This window comes from Paraburkholderia graminis C4D1M, assembly GCF_000172415.1.
GTDB lineage: Bacteria > Pseudomonadota > Gammaproteobacteria > Burkholderiales > Burkholderiaceae > Paraburkholderia > Paraburkholderia graminis.
In genome coordinates this window covers 56,640-74,806 of sequence record NZ_ABLD01000007.1, presented here as the reverse complement: position 1 = coordinate 74,806, position 18,167 = coordinate 56,640, and the positions used below count along the sequence as shown (strand labels likewise).

15 protein-coding genes are annotated in these 18,167 nt (G+C 63.4%); 8 read left to right on the top strand and 7 right to left on the bottom strand.

Going from position 1 to position 18,167, the window contains the following annotated elements; all coding sequences use genetic code 11:
* Nucleotides 1–137 precede the first annotated feature (137 nt).
* Entirely contained in the window at nucleotides 138–1,028 is an 891-nt protein-coding gene (locus BGRAMDRAFT_RS14420; RefSeq protein ID WP_006049501.1) for an IclR family transcriptional regulator, read from the top strand.
* Between the two features lie 89 nt (nucleotides 1,029–1,117).
* On the opposite strand, the gene BGRAMDRAFT_RS14415 is transcribed toward BGRAMDRAFT_RS14420, so the two are convergent.
* From BGRAMDRAFT_RS14415 to BGRAMDRAFT_RS14385, 7 genes are all read right to left on the bottom strand, one after another.
* A complete protein-coding gene (locus tag BGRAMDRAFT_RS14415; RefSeq protein ID WP_006049500.1) occupies nucleotides 1,118–2,680 on the bottom strand; it encodes an OprD family outer membrane porin in 1,563 nt (520 codons plus the stop codon).
* Between the two features lie 155 nt (nucleotides 2,681–2,835).
* Entirely contained in the window at nucleotides 2,836–3,855 is a 1,020-nt protein-coding gene (locus tag BGRAMDRAFT_RS14410) for an ABC transporter ATP-binding protein (RefSeq protein ID WP_006049499.1), read from the bottom strand.
* The gene (locus BGRAMDRAFT_RS14405) at nucleotides 3,852–4,874 is read right to left on the bottom strand and encodes an ABC transporter ATP-binding protein (RefSeq protein ID WP_006049498.1); all 1,023 of its coding nucleotides are present in this window, start codon (nucleotides 4,872–4,874) and stop codon (nucleotides 3,852–3,854) included. Before BGRAMDRAFT_RS14405 ends, BGRAMDRAFT_RS14410 begins: the two co-directional genes overlap by 4 nt.
* A gap of 1 nt (nucleotide 4,875) precedes the next feature.
* A complete protein-coding gene (locus BGRAMDRAFT_RS14400; protein WP_006049497.1) occupies nucleotides 4,876–5,790 on the bottom strand; it encodes an ABC transporter permease in 915 nt (304 codons plus the stop codon).
* Nucleotides 5,791–5,792: 2 nt separating this feature from the next.
* A complete protein-coding gene (locus BGRAMDRAFT_RS14395) occupies nucleotides 5,793–6,731 on the bottom strand; it encodes an ABC transporter permease subunit (RefSeq protein WP_006049496.1) in 939 nt (312 codons plus the stop codon).
* Between the two features lie 15 nt (nucleotides 6,732–6,746).
* Entirely contained in the window at nucleotides 6,747–8,375 is a 1,629-nt protein-coding gene (locus BGRAMDRAFT_RS14390) for a peptide ABC transporter substrate-binding protein (protein ID WP_006049495.1), read from the bottom strand.
* A gap of 172 nt (nucleotides 8,376–8,547) precedes the next feature.
* Nucleotides 8,548–9,120, bottom strand: a complete 573-nt coding sequence (locus BGRAMDRAFT_RS14385) for a helix-turn-helix domain-containing protein (RefSeq protein ID WP_006049494.1) — start codon at nucleotides 9,118–9,120, stop codon at nucleotides 8,548–8,550.
* A 390-nt stretch (nucleotides 9,121–9,510) separates the two neighbouring features.
* Between BGRAMDRAFT_RS14385 and BGRAMDRAFT_RS14380 the strand changes: the two genes are divergently transcribed.
* The 7 genes from BGRAMDRAFT_RS14380 to BGRAMDRAFT_RS14350 all read left to right on the top strand — a co-directional run bounded on the left by BGRAMDRAFT_RS14380 (nucleotide 9,511) and on the right by BGRAMDRAFT_RS14350 (nucleotide 18,140).
* Complete coding sequence (locus BGRAMDRAFT_RS14380) at nucleotides 9,511–11,052, top strand: peptide MFS transporter (protein WP_006049493.1); 1,542 nt, start codon at nucleotides 9,511–9,513, stop codon at nucleotides 11,050–11,052.
* Nucleotides 11,053–11,147: 95 nt separating this feature from the next.
* The gene (pdxR, locus tag BGRAMDRAFT_RS14375; protein WP_006049492.1) at nucleotides 11,148–12,623 is read left to right on the top strand and encodes a MocR-like pyridoxine biosynthesis transcription factor PdxR; all 1,476 of its coding nucleotides are present in this window, start codon (nucleotides 11,148–11,150) and stop codon (nucleotides 12,621–12,623) included.
* A gap of 380 nt (nucleotides 12,624–13,003) precedes the next feature.
* The gene (locus BGRAMDRAFT_RS14370) at nucleotides 13,004–13,456 is read left to right on the top strand and encodes an HU family DNA-binding protein (protein WP_006049491.1); all 453 of its coding nucleotides are present in this window, start codon (nucleotides 13,004–13,006) and stop codon (nucleotides 13,454–13,456) included.
* 350 nt (nucleotides 13,457–13,806) lie between these two features.
* Nucleotides 13,807–15,216 (top strand): circularly permuted type 2 ATP-grasp protein, encoded by a 1,410-nt coding sequence (locus BGRAMDRAFT_RS14365; protein WP_006049490.1) that lies wholly within the window; start codon nucleotides 13,807–13,809, stop codon nucleotides 15,214–15,216.
* A gap of 149 nt (nucleotides 15,217–15,365) precedes the next feature.
* Complete coding sequence (locus BGRAMDRAFT_RS14360; protein ID WP_006049489.1) at nucleotides 15,366–16,316, top strand: alpha-E domain-containing protein; 951 nt, start codon at nucleotides 15,366–15,368, stop codon at nucleotides 16,314–16,316.
* A gap of 10 nt (nucleotides 16,317–16,326) precedes the next feature.
* Nucleotides 16,327–17,121 carry a transglutaminase family protein gene (locus BGRAMDRAFT_RS14355; RefSeq protein ID WP_006049488.1) on the top strand — a complete coding sequence of 265 codons (795 nt, stop codon included), beginning with the start codon at nucleotides 16,327–16,329 and terminating at the stop codon, nucleotides 17,119–17,121.
* A gap of 149 nt (nucleotides 17,122–17,270) precedes the next feature.
* Nucleotides 17,271–18,140, top strand: a complete 870-nt coding sequence (locus BGRAMDRAFT_RS14350; RefSeq protein WP_006049487.1) for a proteasome-type protease — start codon at nucleotides 17,271–17,273, stop codon at nucleotides 18,138–18,140.
* Nucleotides 18,141–18,167 lie beyond the last annotated feature (27 nt).

Sequence of the window (18,167 nt, the reverse complement as noted above, 5' to 3'; positions counted from 1 at the left end):
TTCCGCTGCGTGAGCTTGGGAGAATCCCTACATTGCCACGTTAACGTACAACACGGAACGAAACTCGGGCATCATTCCGCTGCCGGACGACACGCCTTATAGTGTTCCGGTCAATGGAATAAACGAGAGTCTGAACGATGAATGCTGCCGTCAAACGAGATCTCAGCCAGAACGTCGATGAAACCGGCGCGGCGCCGGGCACCGGAATGCTGGAGCGCGCCTTTGCCGTGATTCGCGCGTTATCCGAAGCGCAGCCCGACGGCGCCCGCGTCACGCGTCTCGCGAAAGCGGTCGGGCTCACGCAAGGCACGGTGCATCGCATCCTGCAGGCGTTGATCGCGGAGGGCATCGTCGAACAGGACGAGGGCTCGAAGCTTTATCGGCTGAGCGTGAACTTCTTCGCGCTCGCGGCCCAGGCGGGCAATCCGAGCGGCATGCGTACGCTATGCCGTCCCGCATTGCTGAGATTGTGCGCGAGCCTCGGCGATACGATTTTTCTGCTCGTCAAAAGCAGTTTCGACGCCGTGTGTCTCGACATCTGCGAAGGGCCCTTTCCAATCCGCTCGTTCACCGGCGATATTGGCGGACGCGTGGCGCTCGGCGTGGGGCAAGGGAGTCTCGCGATTCTCGCGTTTCTGCCCGAAGCGGAGCGCGAGGAAATCATCCGTTTTAATGTGCCGCGCATTCGCGGCTATGGCGTGCTGGACGAAGTGTATTTGCGCACCGAGATCGAACGCGTGCGGCAGTTGGGCTACGCGGGCCGCAATAGCGGCGTGCTCGACGGCATGGCGGGCGTGGCCGTGCCGATTCTCGACCGCACCGGCGTGGCTGTTGCCGCGTTGAGCGTCGGCACGCTGGCGGCGCGTTTGAGCGACGACCGCCTGCCGATGGTGGTGGAGTTGCTGCGCCGTCAGGCTGAGGCGATCGGCCCGCAAACCAATCCGTTCGACGTCGCGTTGCGCCGGCCCATGCACGGCCTCTCGCGCGCGATGACGAGCGTGCGTATCGCGGGCTCGGAGCAGGAATAAAAAATACGACGCGCCGCGCCCGCATGGTCGGCGTCACGTGCCGACATGCGCAACGTGACGCCTTCTATCGCAGCGCAAACGCGCGGCGCTCAGAACACTTTCACCGGCACATTCACCACGAGGCGGTACTCCATGTTGTTACCGTCCGAGTAGTAATTGCTGCCGTTGTGCCACATCGCGATGAACGTGACCTTGGTGTCCTTGAAGCGGCCGCTCTGCAGCGTATAGCTCGGAATGAAGCCGAACTCGTGATGATGGCCGTGCACCGGCTGTCCGTTCTTCCAGTACAGATCATGCAGCGCGGCGCTCGGCGACGCGTTCTCCGCAGCTCCCGCCGATGCGTCCGCGCCCCAGCCATACGCGCCCCACAACATCGCCTTGAGTCCGGGCACGCCCGCGTATTTTCCGTCGAACGTATAGCGCAATTGCAGCGATTGCTCGTGCGGTGCGTTGTAGTCGACATCCATCGAATTGGTCAGGTAGATGCCGTTGGTCTCGTTCACGTAGTCGAAGAACTGGTCGCCGAGCACCTGCTGATAGCCGAGCAACAGCGCATGCGGCCCATGCTGCGCGGACACGGAAAGGCTATACGCATTGCTGTTGATGTGCCCCTGACGCGACGCGCCGGTGTCGTGCGTCGAGTAGATGTTGGCGAGCCCGCTCCACTTGATCGTGGTCGGGTCGCCGAACGACTGCGCGACCGAACCGTAGTACTGGCGCCAGACATCGTCGGCCTGATCGACGTAGAGCGCCATCTCGCCGTTCTTCGCATAGTGCCAGGTGCCGCCGAGATACGTCACCCGGTCGATGCGCGTGCCGCCATACGAAGTGGTCAGATTGCTCAGATTCGTGTGGCCGCGTGCATCGACCTTGGTGAAGCTGCCGGCCTCGAGCGTCGTGTGAGCAAGATCGTTGCTGACGAGCGAGACGCCGAGAAAAGTCGGCGGCAGCGCGCGGTTGTCGTGCGGTTCGAGAAACGGATTCGTTACGTCCTGCAAACCATATTTGACGACCGTTTCGGAGATGCGTCCCTTGATGTCGTACATGCCTGGATAGGCCCACGCGAGCTGCTGCGAGCCGCCGCCGCTCTTGCCCACATGCACCATGTTGCCCGCGCCGTTGCCGCCGTCGAGCTTGAGCGCGCCGAACAGCGACGCATCCACGCCGAAGCCGACGAGCCCTTGCGTGAAGCCCGATTCATAATTGACCTGCGCGCCTTGCACCCACGCATGACGATAGGTGTTGGGCGGCGCCTGGAAGTAGTCCGCGTAGTTGCGGAACTGCAGATTCAGATGACTATCGGCGATGAAACCCTTGCTCGCCGCCTGGCTCGACGGCGGTGTCGGCGGAAGAACGGTTTGCGAAGCCTCGGCGTTGACGATGGCGTTCGTCGTATCCGGCTGGTCGTTGCGAAGCTGGCCGCCCTGATCCGCGCGGCGCTTGTTCGCGGGCTGGGCCTGCGTCACTTGCGCGGGCGACGACAACGTTTGCGCGGCAGGCGCAGCGTTGCTTGCGTCGGGCGCGGGCTGCGTCACGCTGTCGTCGGCGTACGCGTTGGCGGCGATGGCGAGCGCGGGAAGGGTGAAGGCACAGCAGATCGCGGCAGTGACTCCGGACTTTTTTGACCGGTTTTTTGTTGGGTTATGTTTCATTGGGAATGTCTCGACAGTTGTTATTGAAACTCTGGCTGGCGCTTAGCCAGTCCATGCTGATCGCTCGTCATGCTGATGACATGACGAGCGAATCCCACGGCGTGACGTAAGCGCCGCGCCGGTGAATGAGGTCGTTGTCTTAAAGGCCGCTGGCTTTAGCCGTCGCCGACACGAATGCAGGCCACCCGTGTCGCGCTCGCGCCGTGCGCGACGGGCTGCGGAATCTGCGCTGCGCAGGCGTCGATCGCGTCGGGGCACCGTGTTCGAAATGCGCAGCCCGACGGCGGATTCAACGGCGAAGCAATCTCGCCGCGCAACAGCAGATGGCGGCGCGCGCGCTCCACCGTCGGGTCAGGCACCGGCACGGCGGAGAGCAAAGCGCGCGTATACGGATGAAGCGGCGTGCGATAAACGTCGCGCTTGTCGCCGAACTCCATCACGCGTCCGAGGTACATCACGAGCACGCGGTGGCTAATGGCTTTCACGACCGCGAGATCGTGCGCGACGAACAGCAGTGACAGCGACAACTCGCGTTGCAGATCGCGCAGCAGGTTGACGATCTGCGCCTGGATCGACACGTCGAGCGCGGAAACGGGTTCGTCGCAGATCACGAGTTGCGGCTCCGAGATCAGCGCGCGCGCAATGCCGACACGCTGACACTGGCCGCCGGAAAACTCGTGCGGATAGCGGCGCAAATGCTGCGCGTTCAGACCGACGCGTTCGAGCATCGTCAGAACGCGGCGCTGCACGTCGGCGCGCGCGAGGTTCCTGCCATGCGCGATGAGCGGTTCGGCGACGATCTGTTCGATCGTCATGCGCGGATCGAGCGACGCAAGCGGGTCCTGGAAAATCATCTGCACGTCGCGTCGTAAAAGCGTCGTATCGCGCCGCGTGCCGGGCAGCACCGTTTCGTTGCCGAGCCAGCGCACGCTGCCGCTTGCCACCGGCGCGAGTCCGATGATCGCGCGCGCGAGTGTCGACTTGCCGCAACCCGATTCGCCGACGAGGCCCACGGTCTCGCCGCGCCGCACGTTGAACGACACGCCGTCCACGGCGCGCAGCATGGTCTTGCCGGACCACGGGTACGCGCCGCGCGGCACGCCGAATTGCACCTTCAGTTGCTCGACCGAGAGCAGCGTCGTGGCTTCGCCGCTTGCAATGGAAGTCGCGTTCATACGTGTTGTGCCTCCAGAATTTCGCTCACGGGACGATGACAGGCGCGACGCGCTTCTGGATAACCGTCCGCTGTAACGAGTGACGGACGTGACTCGCGGCACACGTCCGTGCAATACGTACAGCGCGGCGCGAATGCGCAGCCCGCGACGATTTCGCCAGGCAGCGGCGGGTTGCCGGGAATGGTTTGCAACGGGCGATCGTCGTCGCTGTCGCCGCTGTCGCTCATGTCATCGCTCGTCAAACGCGGCAATGCGTTGAGAAGGCCGCGCGTGTATGGATGCGTCGGCGCCGCGAAGAGCGCTGCGGCGCTCGCCTGTTCGACGGTCTGGCCGGCGTACATCACCATCACGTCGTCGCACAGGCCGGCCACGACGCCCATGTCGTGCGTGATCAGGATGATTGCGGTGCCGCGCTCGCGATTCAGTTCGCGCAGCAACTCGATGATCTGCGCCTGCACGGTCACGTCGAGCGCGGTGGTGGGTTCGTCGGCGATCAGAATTTCGGGCTCGGACAGCAGCGCCATCGCGATCATCACGCGTTGCCGCATGCCGCCGGAAAACTCGTGCGGATACATGCCGATGCGTCGCGGCGCATCGGGAATTCGCACCGATTCGAGCGCTTCGACCGCGCGGCGGCGCGCTTCACGGCGCGTCATCTTGCGATGCAGTTGCAGCGTCTCCGTCATCTGCCGCTCGATGGTGAGGAACGGATTGAGCGACGTCATCGGGTCCTGAAAGATCATGCCGATGCGGTTGCCGCGAATCCTGTTGAGCTCGCTTTCCTTCATCGCGAGCAGATTGTCGCCGCGATAGCGCGCTTCGCCGGACACTTTGCCGTTGCCTGCGAGCAGTCCGAGCATGGCCATCACCGTCTGGCTTTTGCCCGATCCCGATTCGCCGACAATGCCGAGCGTGCGGCCTGCTTCGAGTGAAAACGACACGCGCTGCACGGCGTCGACCGGCGCGCCTTCGCGGCGCGTAAAGCGCACGCTGAGATCTTTGACTTCGAGTAGCGGCATGTCAGCGGTCCTTCGGATCGAATGCGTCGCGCAGACCGTCGCCGACGAAATTCACGCAGTAGAGCGTCACGCACAGCATCACGGCCGGGCACAGCAGCAGCCACGGCATCGATTCGAGCTTCTGCGCGCCGTCCTGAATCAGCACGCCCCAGCTTGTCATGGGTTCCTGCACGCCCAGGCCGAGGAACGACAGCACCGACTCGGTGAGCACGATGTTCGGCACGGTGACGCTCGCGTACACGACCACGACGCCGAACAGGTTCGGCACGATGTGGCGTGCGATGATCGAGCGCGAACTCACGCCGATCGCTTTCGCGGCGTCGATGAATTCGCGCGAGCGCAGCGACAGCGTCTGCCCGCGCACGACGCGCGCCATGTCGAGCCACGAAAACGCGCTGATGGTGAGCACGACGAGATAGAACGCGCGGCCGAACATCGTCATCATCAGAATGGCGATCAGCATGTAGGGGATCGCGTACATCATGTCGACGATGCGCATCATGACCGCGTCGACGCGTCCGCCGAGATAGCCCGCGGTCGCGCCGTACGCGACGCCGATCAGCCCCGACACGAGCGTGCCGAGCAGGCCGACTTCGAGCGACACGCGCCCGCCTTGCAGTGTGCGCGCGAGCAGATCGCGGCCGAGTTCGTCGGTGCCGAACCAGTGCATGTTTTGCAGCGTGGGCGGCAGGCTGATCGCGGACCAGTCGCTGTCGATGGGACCGTTGGGCAGCAGCCACGGGCCCGCGACACAGGCAATCACGATCAGCAGCAGCACGACCGAGCCGGCGAATGCGGCGCGATTGCGCACGAAGCGCGCGGCGGCGGTGGCGAGCGGGCCGCGCGAACGCGGAGCGTTTGCAATGGCCGCGAGCGGATCGAGCGTCGCGGCAGCCGGTTGAAGAGAGCGGGCCATGATCAATACCGGATACGCGGATCGAGCCACGCATACGCGAGGTCGACCAGCAGATTGAAGAGCACTGCGACGGCCGTGGTCAGCACCACGAGGCCGAGCACGAGCGTGTAGTCGCGATTGATCGCGCCGTTGACGACCAGTTGCCCGAGGCCCGGCAGCGCGAACACCGATTCGGTGACGACGGCCGCGGTGATCGACGAGATGCACACCGAGCCGAGCAGCGACACGACAGGCATCAGTGCGGGCTTCAGCGCGTGGCGCAAGACGATCGTGCGGCCGGGCAAGCCCTTCGCGCGTGCTGTGCGAATGAAGTTGCCGGTCAGCACTTCGATCATGCTGCCGCGCATCACGCGCGCAATGGCGGCCACGTTGATGAACGTGAGCAGCACGATCGGCAGCACGCGGTAACGCCATTCGCCTTCGCCCCAGCCGCCGGCAGGCAGCCAGCCGTGGCCGTCGGACGTCTTCAGCAGGACCGCGAAGATCCACACGAGCACGGGCCCGAGCACGAACGGCGGCACCACGTTGCCGATATTGCCGAGCACCATCACCATGTGATCGACGAAACGGTCGCGCCGCACGGCGGCGAGCGTGCCGAGCGTCACGCCGATGACCAATGCGATCGGCACCGACACACCGCCCACGCCGAGGCTAACGGGCAACGCTTTCCACACGAGGTCGTTGACCGACCAGTCGGCATAGCGGAACGACGGCCCGAGATCGCCGTGCAGCAGCGAACCGAGGTAGTGCAGATACTGCAGCCACAGCGGTTCGTCGAGCCGATACTTCGCGTTCAGGTTCGCGAGCACGGCCGCCGACAGTTGCTTGTCGGTGTCGAACGGCCCGCCCGGCGTGAGATGCAGCAGCAGATAGCACGCGGTGATCACGGCGAGAATCGTCGGGATCGCCCACAGCGTGCGGCGCAGCGTATAGGCCAGCATGTCGATGCTCCGCGTTTAATGCTTGATCAGATACATGTCCTGCGTGGCGCGCTGATCGACGTAGTTGGTCGACGTGTAGCCGCCTACATACGGCTTCACGAGCCGCACCGCCGAGTACTGAAAGAGCGGCACCATCGGATAGTCGTTCATCGCCATGTCGTGCGCCTTGGTGAGCAGGGCCGTGCGCTTTGCGTCGTCGAGCTGCTGGTTGGCTTCGTCGACGGTCTTGTCCACTTGCGGATTGCAGTAGCGCTGATCGTTCTGCACGCTGTGGCAGCGGATCAGATCGAAGTACGACATCGCGTCGTTGTAGTCGACGAACCAGCCGTCGCGCGAAGCCTGCACCTTGCCGTCGTGGCGCTGTTTGAGCAGCACCTTGTATTCGACGTTTTCAAGCTTCGCAGTAACGCCGAGCTTGCTGCGCCATTCGGATGTCGCGAAGAGCGCGACCTTCTTGTGCAGATCGTTCGTGTTGTACGTGAGCGTGAAGGTGAGCGGCTTGGCATCGGAATAGCCCGCGCTTTTCAGCAGATTGCGCGCATAGTCGACGCGCTTTGCCATCGGCCAGCTTGCCCATTCGGGCTTGAAAATGTCCGCGCCTTGCGTGCCCTTCGAGATGAGGCCGTACATGGGCAGCTCGCCGTCGGCGGTCAGGCGCTGCGTGAGCAGATCGCGGTCGAGGACCATCGACAGTGCCTGACGCACGCGCTTGTCCTTGAACAGCGGATCTTCGTTGTTCAGGCTGTAGTAGTACGTCGCGATCTGCAGGCCGGTCTTCAGCTCGCCGCCGAACTGCTTGCTCACCTGCGCGTAGATGCCCGACGGAATCGAATACGTGTAGTCGAACTGGCCGGCCTGATACATGCGCATTGCCGTTTCGTCGTTTTCGATCGGCAGATAGGTCACTTTGGTGATCACGACCTTGCTTGCGTTCCAGTACGTCTTGCTCTTTGCGCCGACGAGCCGGTTACCCGGCTGCCAGTCGGCCAGCATGTACGGACCATTGCCGACGAAATTGCCCGGCCGAGTCCAGTCGCCGCCGAACTTGGTCACGACGTCGCGGTTGACCGGCGCCATTGTCGTCATCGCGGCCAGTTGCGGGAAGAAAGCGGCGGGCACCTCGGTGGTGACTTCGAGCGTGTACGGGTCGGCGGCTCGAACGCCGAGGCTCGAGAGCGGCGCCTTGCCCGCGAGAATCGCCTTGCCGTTCTTCACGAACTCGACCAGCACCGTGTATTTCGAGCCGGTCTTCGGATCGAGCACGCGCTGCCACGCATAGACGAAATCGTTTGCGGTGACGGGCTGGCCGTTGCTCCAGCGCGCGTCGTGGCGCAGCTTGAAGACCCACGTGTCGGGCCCCGTGCGCGTCCACGACTGCGCGACGCCGGGCACGATCGCGCCGGCCGCGTCGATGCGCGTGAGTCCTTCGAACATGTCGAGCCCGATGGTGTTGCCGGTCCACGATTCGATGTGCGCCGGATCGAGCGACTCGGTTTCGCCCGGCACCTGGCGGGTCATTTCCTGGCTGGCGGCGAGCGTGACGCCGGCCGGCACGGTGACGGCAAACGCCGAAGAAGAAAGCGAAGACGTCAAGGTAAGGACGAGCGCACTCAGCGCCGTCGCGTAAGCAAACGGGGTTTTCATCGGTTCGGAATCGCAGGAAAGGTCGGGAGAAGAACGCGCCGGCGCTAAAGCGCCTTGCTATCTGCTTTGTTCGGGCCTGGGCGGCCCTTGTTGTTTGTCAGACATGCAGGAATCCTTACATTTAGTAATGCAGGCTGTCCTGCCGGATGAACCGGAAAACTAGCCTGCTTCTTTAAAACAGTCTCGGTGTGCCGACCCAGACGACCACCGACTCCACGCGTGCGGTATTCGCCCAGCTATGCGGCACAGTCGATTCGTAATGCGCGCTGTCTCCTGCGCGCAACACGAAGGTCTTGCCTTCCAGCGTCAACGACACTTCGCCGTCGATCACATACATAAACTCTTCGCCGGCATGCGTCGTGACTTCCGAACGCTTTTGTCCGACCGGCATCTTCACGAGGATCGCCTCGAGCTGACGGCCGCCCGTCACGTTCGTCAAACGGGCGAACAGATTCGCCGAGTCCGCGAAGCCAAAAAACTTCAGCTGATCGCCGCGGCTGACCGAACGCTCTTCGCTGGGCGTATCGACGAAATACTGCACCGTCACCCCGAGCGCGTGAGCGATGCCCGCCAGCGACGTGATGGAGGGCGACGCGAGGCCCCGCTCCACCTGCGACAAAAACGGCTTGGAGATACCCGCCGCAGTTGCCGTGTCGTCCAGCGTGCGCTTCAGCCGTTGCCGCAACGCGCGAATCTTGCTGCCTACTTCGAGTGCCGAATTGCTCTTATGAATTGTCGTGACCATAGCAGGAGGAAATTAGCCCGTCAAAATTTGTTTGATATAAGCAAATATGGTTTGATGGCGCCTTGCCGGGACTGCGGGCCTGAGATCCCGGCTTCAAACGCAACGCCTTTTTCGAGACAACACGCTATGTTGCCAGAAGCTAACAGCCGGTCCGCCGATCCGACGGGCGACGCGAAAAGCCGCGCTTGGATGCAGACAGACGTGCGGCGACTTTAGGCAGTGTCCGCATCCATGCATTCTGGATATGAGCGCGGCCCGCGCACGACACGAAACGCAAGCTCGCGCATGCTGCCGAACAACGCATCGCCGTCCGGCCGTTTTTGCAATCCGATGATTCACGGCGCGCGGCAGTTTGCCGACAGCCCCACTATTTGAAACAAGAGGTACTCGATGGATTCACCACAACGCCCTGAAGCGCAGGTCTCGCAGACGCGCTCGTTTTCCACGGTCTTTCTGATCGAAATGTGGGAACGCTTCGGCTATTACGGCATGGCCGCATTGCTCGTGCTGTTCATGATCGACAAGCTGCATTTCGCGGACAGCCACGCCACGCTCACGTGGGGCGCGTTCACGGCGCTCGTGTACGCGTCGCCGTCGATCGGCGGCTGGATCGGCGACAAGATTCTCGGCACGCGACGCACGATGATCTTCGGCGCCATCGTGCTCGCGGCCGGCTATCTGATGCTCGCGCTGCCGAACGACCAGCTCGCGTTCATGTATGCATCGCTGGGCGTGATCGTCGTGGGCAACGGGCTTTTCAAGGCGAACGCGGCCAATCTCGTGCGGCGCATCTATGAAGGCGACGACGCGCGCATCGACAGCGCGTTCACGATCTACTACATGGCGGTCAATATCGGCTCGACGGTGTCGATGCTCGCGACGCCGTGGATCAAGGACCATTGGGGCTGGCATGCCGCGTTCGCCGTCTGCTGTGCGGGGATGCTGCTGTCGGTGGCGAACTACTTCGTGATGTTCCGCACGCTCGCGCATATCGGCTCCGCGCCCGATGCCGAGCCCGTGCGCTGGAAGCGCGTCGGCGCGATTGCGGCGGGCGGCATTGCGCTCGGCGCGATCGCGATGTTCGTGCTGCAGCACAAAGCCATTGCGGTGGCGTGCGTGTACGCGGCGGGCCTCGCGATTCTGGCGATTTTCGGCTACATGCTGCTCAAGTGCGAGCGCTCCGAACGCGCAGGTCTGGTGGCCGCATTGATCCTCACGGCGCAGGTGATTCTGTTCTTCGTGTTCTACGTGCAGATGTCGACGTCGCTCACGCTGTTCGCGCTGCGCAATGTCGATCCGCGCTTCTCGCTGTTCGGCGCGACGCTGTTCACCTGGAGCGCGGCGCAGTTCCAGGCGCTCAATCCGATCTGGATCATGCTGCTGAGTCCGCTGCTTGCGCTGCTGTATACGCGGCTCGCGAAGCGCGGCAAGGACGTTCCCGTCGCGGCGAAATACGCGGTCGGCTTTGCGGTGGTGGCGGCCGGCTTCTTCGTCTACGCGGCAAGCGGCCGCTATGCGGTGGAAGGGCGCGTGTCGTCGTGGTTCATGGTCGGCGGCTATGGCTTGTACTCGCTCGGCGAACTGCTGGTGAGCGGCCTCGGCCTTGCGATGATCGCGCGCTACGTGCCCGCGCGCATGAGCGGCTTCATGATGGGCGCGTACTTCGTGGCAACCGGCGTGTCGCAGTATCTGGGCAGCGTGGTCGCGAATTTCGCGCAGATGCCGGCCGGCGACATGCATCCGCTCGAATCGTTGCCGCTCTATACGAAGCTGTTTACCGGCCTGGGATGGCTCGCGGCCGCGGGTGCGCTGGTCGCCGTGCTGCTGTTGCCGCTGATGCGCAAGCTCTCGCGCGAGCATCAACGATGCAGCGACGCTTCGCGTGACGACGCCAAAGAGCACGCTGCACGAAGCGGCGCGGTGGCGCAGTAACAAGCCCGCCGGCGCGTTGAACTCGCGCTTGCCGCAGGTCTCGCGGAAGTATCATGGCGATGACATAACAGGTAGCCAGCAGGTAGCAGCCAGAAATGGAAATTCACATCGCCGTCGAAGGCCATCACGATCTCTCCGGACAGATCTATCGGCAACTGCGGGCCGGCATACTCGAAGGGCGTCTCGCCGGCGGCACGCGCCTGCCGTCCACGCGCGATCTCGCGACGCAACTGGGCGTGTCGCGCAAGACGACGCTCGACGTCTTCGAGCGGCTTCTCTCCGAGGGTTATCTCACCGCGCGGGCCGGTTCGGGCACTTTCGTCGCCGACGGGCTCGAGCGCTTGCCGACCGAGCGCTCGCCGCATGCGCGCGCGGCCGACTCGTCGCGCGATCGCGAGCAGGCGACGAAGGACGCCGTGCGCGCCCAACCGCTGTGGGACCAGATGCCCGACAGCTTGCCGTTGCCGCGGCCTTCGGTTGCGTCGCCCTACGATTTCGTCGGCGGCGCGATCGACAAGACACTCTTTCCGTTCGACGTCTGGCGCCGCTGCGTGAATCACGCGCTGCGCGCGCAATCGCGCGGCCCCGGAACATACCGCGACGCTGCCGGCGAACAGGAACTGCGGCTCGCGATTTCACGCTACCTCGCATTCAATCGGGCGGTGTCGAGCAACTGGGAAGAGGTGATCGTCACGCAAGGCGCGCAGCACGCGCTCGATCTGCTCGCGCGCATCACGCTCGGTCCAGGCGAAGTCGCGGCCATCGAAGATCCCGGCTATCCGCCTGCGCATGCATGCTTCGCCGCGACCGGCGCACAGGTGGCGCACGTGCCGGTGGATCGCGAAGGTTTGATCGTCGGCAAGCTGCCGGACAATGCGCGGCTCGTCTATGTGACGCCGTCGCATCAGTTTCCGCTCGGCATGCCGATGAGTCTCGAGCGTCGCGTCGAACTGCTGGAATGGGCGCAAAAACGCGGCGCCGTGATCATCGAAGACGACTACGACTGCGAGTACCGTTTCGAAGGCCGGCCGATGGAGCCGTTGAAAAGCCTCGACCGTGCGGGACTCGTCGCCTACGTGGGCACCTTTTCGAAAACCATCTTCCCGGAGTTGCGGGTCGGCTATGTGGTGCCGCCCGCGTCGCTATACAAGCCGCTTTTCAAGGCGCGGCAAATCGCGGACTGGCACGGCTGCACGCTCACACAAACTGCGCTTGCATCGTTCATGCTCAACGGCGATTTCGCCAAGCACCTGCGGCGCATGCACAAGACCTACGCGGCGCGGCGCGCGACGTTGCTCGCGCATCTGCAAGGCGATCTCGCGCCGTGGTTCGAGCCGATCGTGCCGACGGCCGGCATTCACCTGGCCGCGCACCTGAAGGCGCCGTTGACCGAGCAGGTTCTGGTGGCGGCGGCGAGCGAGGCGTCGATTGGTCTGTATGGACTCGCGCCGTTTTACCAGCGCGCAAAACCGCGGCCCGGTCTGATTTTCGGCTACGGCAGCATCGCCGGGCAGCATATCGACGCGGCGTTGACGAAGCTCGCGGACATCCTGCCGGGCATCGCCCGATAGTGCACCTGGACCGCGGCGCGACGTGATGACGTTGCAACGGCCAACATCGCGCGGCCAATGCGGAGTTACCCGAAGCGTTAAAAAGGTTGCGGCAATCGTGTGTCCCGCACAAGCCGGTCACGCAGAATATGCCGCTATACATGGGTTGAAACGGCTTGTAACGCACTTTACGAATCGACGCCGCCAGCTCCGCCGAAGCAGTTTAGCCCCTGAAACAAGGCTCAAAATGTGTTGCGCAGTCTGCGCCGCGCAACAAACCTGCGCTGTTATACATAAAAGAGTCGCGCAAATCGCTTGAGCGCTTGTAGAATCCGGCGTTGAAGCGTGCGCATACCGTGTGCGCTTCGTGCAATTCACTGACCACAACAGGTAGGAGAAACATGCCGACTTCCGCAAAAAAGGTGGCCAAGAAGGCTGCTGCCCCGGTACCGACCAAGAAGGTTGCTGCAAAGAAAGTCCCTGCGAAGAAAGCTTCCGCAGCTAAGAAGGTCGCCGTGAAGGCGTCCAGCGCACCGTCGCCGATCAAGGACACCTTCACGAAGGCCTCGCTGGCTACTCACGTTGCTGAACGCGCTGGCGTCGAACCGAAGGCTGCCAAGGCCGTCCTGGCCGCGCTCGAAGACACGATCCTCGGCGCTGTCCACAAGAAGGGCGCGGGCGAATTCACGCTGTCGGGTCTTCTGAAGATCGTCGTGCAAGCTGTGCCGGCCAAGAAGAAGCGCTTCGGCAAAGACCCGTTCTCGGGCGAAGAGCGCTGGTTCCCGGCCAAGCCGGCTAGCGTGCGCATCAAGGCACGCCCGCTGAAGAAGCTGAAGGACGCTGCGGCAGGCTAATCGCGCTTCTGCGTCACTTGATGCGTCGCTCACGGCTACAGTTGACGTAGCGTATTTTGAGCCTCGCACTGCAAGTAGTCTGAATCCCCGTGGATGCAAATCCACGGGGATTTTTTCATGGCGAACAACGGCGTGGTGCATCGTCGATCGATCCATGCACTCTACTAGCGCATCGTGGGCCGCAGCAGTACGATGGCAGCGAGGCGCCAGGCTTTGCGATGCGCGCTTCATGTGCATGTCTGTCGGATTCCGCGCTAAAAGCCCAATGGCATAGCGCTTGCTTGAATGAAGTCGAACACCGAATGCGCAGCGCATTCGCCTTCTATCCGACAACAAGAGCGGGGCGTGACATGCGATGCTATGACGAGATGCGTCATCATGACGATGCCGTGCGGCCACACTACGCGCGCTTTGAGCGGTGGCTAGAGAAGCAGGGCAACGAAGCAATCGCGCGCAAGCGTGCGGAAGCGGACCTGCTGTTCCGCCGGGTCGGCATCACGTTCGCCGTGAATGGCGACCTCTCCGGCACTGAGCGGCTGATTCCCTTCGATCTGATTCCACGCATCATTCCGCGCCACGAGTGGCAGACGCTGGAAGCCGGTTTGCGGCAACGCGTGCAGGCGCTGAATCTCTTCATTCACGACGTCTATCACGATCGCAAGATTGTGCGCGCCGGCATCGTGCCCGCCGAGCAGGTCTATACCAACGCGCAATACCGGCCGGAAATGCAGGGCGTCAATGTGCCGCTCGGTGTTTACGCGCACATTGCCGGCGTCGACGTGGTGCGTGCGGGCGACGACGGCGAGTTCTACGTGCTCGAAGACAACCTGCGGGTGCCGTCGGGCGTCTCGTACATGCTCGAAAACCGCAAGATGATGATGCGGCTTTTCCCCGAGCTGTTCGTGCGCAACCGCATCGCGCCGGTCGCGCATTATCCCGACCTTTTGCTCGATACGTTGCGCTCGGTGTCGCCCGAAGGCGTCGACGATCCGGTCGTCGTCGTGCTCACGCCGGGCATGTACAACTCCGCGTATTTCGAGCACACGTTCCTCGCGCAGCAGATGGGCGTCGAACTCGTGGAAGGCAAAGACCTGTTCGTCGACGACAACTACGTGTTCATGCGCACGACGCAGGGACCGAAGCGTGTCGACGTGATCTATCGCCGCGTGGACGACGACTTTCTCGACCCGCTCGCGTTCCGCAACGATTCGGCGTTGGGCGTGCCTGGCTTGCTGACCGCGTATCGCGCGGGACGCGTCGCGCTCGCGAACGCAATGGGCACCGGCATCGCCGACGACAAATCGATCTACCCGTACGTGCCGGACATGATCGACTTCTACCTGGGCGAGAAGCCGATCCTCAACAACGTGCCCACGTTCCAGTGCCGCAAGTCGGACGATCTCGCGTACACGCTCGCGCATCTGGCGGAACTCGTCGTCAAGGAAGTGCATGGCGCGGGCGGCTACGGCATGCTCGTCGGACCCGCATCGACGAAGGCCGAGATTGAAGCGTTCCGCGAGCGTCTGATCGCGCGGCCGGCGGGCTATATCGCTCAACCGACGCTCGCGCTGTCCGCATGCCCGACCTTCGTCGAAGCCGGCATCGCGCCGCGCCATATCGATCTGCGTCCGTTCGTGCTGTCGGGCAAGACCGTCACGATGGTCGCAGGCGGACTGACGCGCGTCGCGTTGCAGGAAGGCTCGCTCGTCGTCAATTCGTCGCAGGGAGGCGGGACCAAAGACACGTGGATGGTCGACTGAAGCGGTTGCCGCACGGCTCCCGATAGCCGCGCGTGCAACTCAGCGCGCCGGGGCATTTGTCAGATGCCGCGGGCGCATAGGAAACCAGCGGGATAACCAGCGCGAGCCTTTAACTCAACATCTCGCGTCATCAGACACGGAACGCCGTCATGCTAAGCCGCACCGCCGATCACCTCTTCTGGATGGCCCGCTACATGGAGCGCGCGGAGAACACCGCCCGCATGCTCGACATCAACCTCAAGGCGCTTTTGTTGCCGCAGACGCCCGAACAGGAGGCGCGCGCGCAACGTTCGGTGCTGCGCATCTCCGAACTCGAGGCCGCTTTCGCCGAGCGTCATGACGAGCCGACGCGCGAACACGTGCTCGACTTCATGGTGGCGGACGCGACCAATCCGTCGAGCATCCACTCGTGTCTGCATGCGGCGCGCGAGAACGCGCGTGCGGTGCGCGGCACGTTGACGACCGAATGGTGGGAGACCATCAACGATACGTGGCTTGAATTCAACGAGCGCATTTCGTCTGGTCAGGCGTCCGGCAATCCCGGCGCGTTGTTCGAATGGGTGAAGTTTCGCTCGCACCTTTCGCGTGGCGTAACGATTGGCACCGCGTTGCAGGACGACGCATTTTTCTTCACGCAGCTCGGCACTTTTCTGGAGCGCGCCGACAACACCGCGCGCATTCTCGACGTGCGCTTTGCCGACGTCGAGCCGAATTCACGCGACGCCGCGCGTCAGTTGGAGGACTTCTATTACTGGACGTCGATCCTGAGTTCGGTGTCGGCGCTCGAGATCTATCGCAAGGTTTATCGCGACGTCGTGACGCCGGCGCGCGTCGTCGAATTGATGATCCTCAATCAGCAGATGCCGCGCTCGCTGCTGGCTTCGCTCGAAGGCGTCTGCGCGAATCTGGCGATGCTGCGCACGCCGGGCTCGAACCAGTGCGAACGGTTTGCCGGCAAGCTGCGCGCCGAACTGCTTTACTCCGACATCCGGCAAATTTTCGAAGCCGGCCTGCACGCGTATCTGACGCAGTTCCTGGCTCGCGTGTTCGAGCTGGGCAATCTCGTCGCGCGTACTTATCTGATGCTGCCAGTCGCCTGACGGAGTGCTTATGTACCTGACGATCCGCCACGAGACGTCCTATCGTTATGAAGCGACTGTCCATTACTCGATCCAGCAACTTCGGCTGACGCCGGCAAGCGGCGCGTCGCAGGTCGTGCGGCGCTGGAACATCGACGCGCCGGGCAAGCTCGACGCGGCCGTCGACGCCTATGGCAACGCGCTGCACACGCTCGTCATCAACAAGCCGCATAACGAGATCCGCCTTCACGTATCCGGCGAAGTCGACACGATCCCGCTCATCGACGGCCGCCTTCGCGACGATGCCGGCCCGATCCCGCTCGAGCATTTCACCTGCGCGACGCGTTTGACGGAGGCCGATGCGGCGGTCCGCGAACTGGCCGGATCGGTTCCTGACCTCACGAGCACGTCGAGTCTGATCGCGCTGTCCGAGCGGATTGTGGAGCGAGTCGGCTACCACCCCGGCGTGACGGAAGTGACCAGCACGGCGGCGCAGGCGCTCGAACTCGGCAACGGCGTGTGTCAGGACCACGCGCATCTGATGCTCGCATGCTGCCGGGCGCGCGGCGTTCCGGCGCGCTACGTGAGCGGCTATATCGAACCGGGCGACGTGCCGCACGCGGCGAGCCACGCGTGGGTGGACGTGTGGCTCGACGGCTGGGTTTCCGTCGACGTCACGCATGCGGCGTTTGCCAGCGAGATCTATTGCCGCCTGGCCGTGGCGCGTGATTACGAGGCCGCGGCGCCGGTGCGCGGACGGCGCATCGGCGGTAGGGAGGAACAGCTGAACGTGTCGGTGACGGTCAGCGCAAGCACGCCGCAGTAGCCGGCGAGGAGGCAGCGGCGGCGCTTCGCCCACCCAACGCGGCATCGCTATCAAGAACATAACCGCAGACGCCGTAATACGAGAAAGGGCGCATCGGCGCCGCATTACAATAGCGTCGTTCAAGTCTTTTTTTGCGGGTACGTTTCACTATGACTTACTGCGTAGCGATGACCGTCGAGGAAGGTCTCGTGTTCCTTTCCGATACACGGACCAATGCGGGCGTCGATCACATCAGCACCGCGCGCAAGATGGCGGTGTTCGAGCAGCCGGGCGAGCGCATGCTGGTCCTGCTGGGCGCGGGCAATCTGTCGCTCACGCAAGCGGTGCTGCACGAACTGTCGGAACCGGCCGATGCGTCGCAGCCCACGCTGTGGAACGTGCCTACCCTGGGAGACGCCGCGCGCGTGATCGGCCAGGCGGTGCGCACCGTGCATCAGCGCGAGGCGGAGGCGCTGCAGGAATTCGGCGTCGACTTCAATTGCAGCTTCATTCTCGGCGGCCAGATTGCGGGCAACCGGCCGCGTCTTTTCATGATTTACGCGGCGGGCAACTTCATCGAGGCGTCGTCGGTGAATCCGTACTTTCAGATCGGCGAGGCGAAGTACGGCAAGCCGATCATCGACCGCGTGCTGACGCCGTCCACGCCGCTCGACGAAGCCGCGAAATGCGCGCTTATTTCAATGGATTCGACCGTGCGCTCGAACCTGTCGGTTGGGCTGCCGCTCGATCTGCTCGTCTACGAGAAGGACACGCTGCGCGTCACGCGCTTCGTGTCGATCGATCACGACAACGCTTACTTCCAGATGATTCACCGCACGTGGGGCGAGAGGCTGCGTCAGGTGTTCGGCGAGATTCCCGATCCTGACTGGCAGGAGTCGCAGCAGGTGCCGACGTTGCAGCGCGAGCGGGCGCTGGTGCTGCATCGCGCGCCGGTGGGCGCGGACGGCGTCGAACACGAATTCGACGCCAAGCCGGCGCAGACTCTGGCGCAGGCGGAAAAAGGCAAGGCGCAGCGGTAGGCTCAACCGCTGCCCGCCACAACAAAA

Bases quoted from the DNA above. Each gene is read 5' to 3' on its own strand.
- BGRAMDRAFT_RS14420 (WP_006049501.1), top strand. From the start codon at position 138: ATGAATGCTGCCGTCAAACGAGATCTCAGCCAGAACGTCGATGAAACC.
- BGRAMDRAFT_RS14415 (WP_006049500.1), bottom strand. From the start codon at position 2,680: ATGAAACATAACCCAACAAAAAACCGGTCAAAAAAGTCCGGAGTCACT.
- BGRAMDRAFT_RS14410 (WP_006049499.1), bottom strand. From the start codon at position 3,855: ATGAACGCGACTTCCATTGCAAGCGGCGAAGCCACGACGCTGCTCTCG.
- BGRAMDRAFT_RS14405 (WP_006049498.1), bottom strand. From the start codon at position 4,874: ATGCCGCTACTCGAAGTCAAAGATCTCAGCGTGCGCTTTACGCGCCGC.
- BGRAMDRAFT_RS14400 (WP_006049497.1), bottom strand. From the start codon at position 5,790: ATGGCCCGCTCTCTTCAACCGGCTGCCGCGACGCTCGATCCGCTCGCG.
- BGRAMDRAFT_RS14395 (WP_006049496.1), bottom strand. From the start codon at position 6,731: ATGCTGGCCTATACGCTGCGCCGCACGCTGTGGGCGATCCCGACGATT.
- BGRAMDRAFT_RS14390 (WP_006049495.1), bottom strand. From the start codon at position 8,375: ATGAAAACCCCGTTTGCTTACGCGACGGCGCTGAGTGCGCTCGTCCTT.
- BGRAMDRAFT_RS14385 (WP_006049494.1), bottom strand. From the start codon at position 9,120: ATGGTCACGACAATTCATAAGAGCAATTCGGCACTCGAAGTAGGCAGC.
- BGRAMDRAFT_RS14380 (WP_006049493.1), top strand. From the start codon at position 9,511: ATGGATTCACCACAACGCCCTGAAGCGCAGGTCTCGCAGACGCGCTCG.
- pdxR (WP_006049492.1), top strand. From the start codon at position 11,148: ATGGAAATTCACATCGCCGTCGAAGGCCATCACGATCTCTCCGGACAG.
- BGRAMDRAFT_RS14370 (WP_006049491.1), top strand. From the start codon at position 13,004: ATGCCGACTTCCGCAAAAAAGGTGGCCAAGAAGGCTGCTGCCCCGGTA.
- BGRAMDRAFT_RS14365 (WP_006049490.1), top strand. From the start codon at position 13,807: ATGCGATGCTATGACGAGATGCGTCATCATGACGATGCCGTGCGGCCA.
- BGRAMDRAFT_RS14360 (WP_006049489.1), top strand. From the start codon at position 15,366: ATGCTAAGCCGCACCGCCGATCACCTCTTCTGGATGGCCCGCTACATG.
- BGRAMDRAFT_RS14355 (WP_006049488.1), top strand. From the start codon at position 16,327: ATGTACCTGACGATCCGCCACGAGACGTCCTATCGTTATGAAGCGACT.
- BGRAMDRAFT_RS14350 (WP_006049487.1), top strand. From the start codon at position 17,271: ATGACTTACTGCGTAGCGATGACCGTCGAGGAAGGTCTCGTGTTCCTT.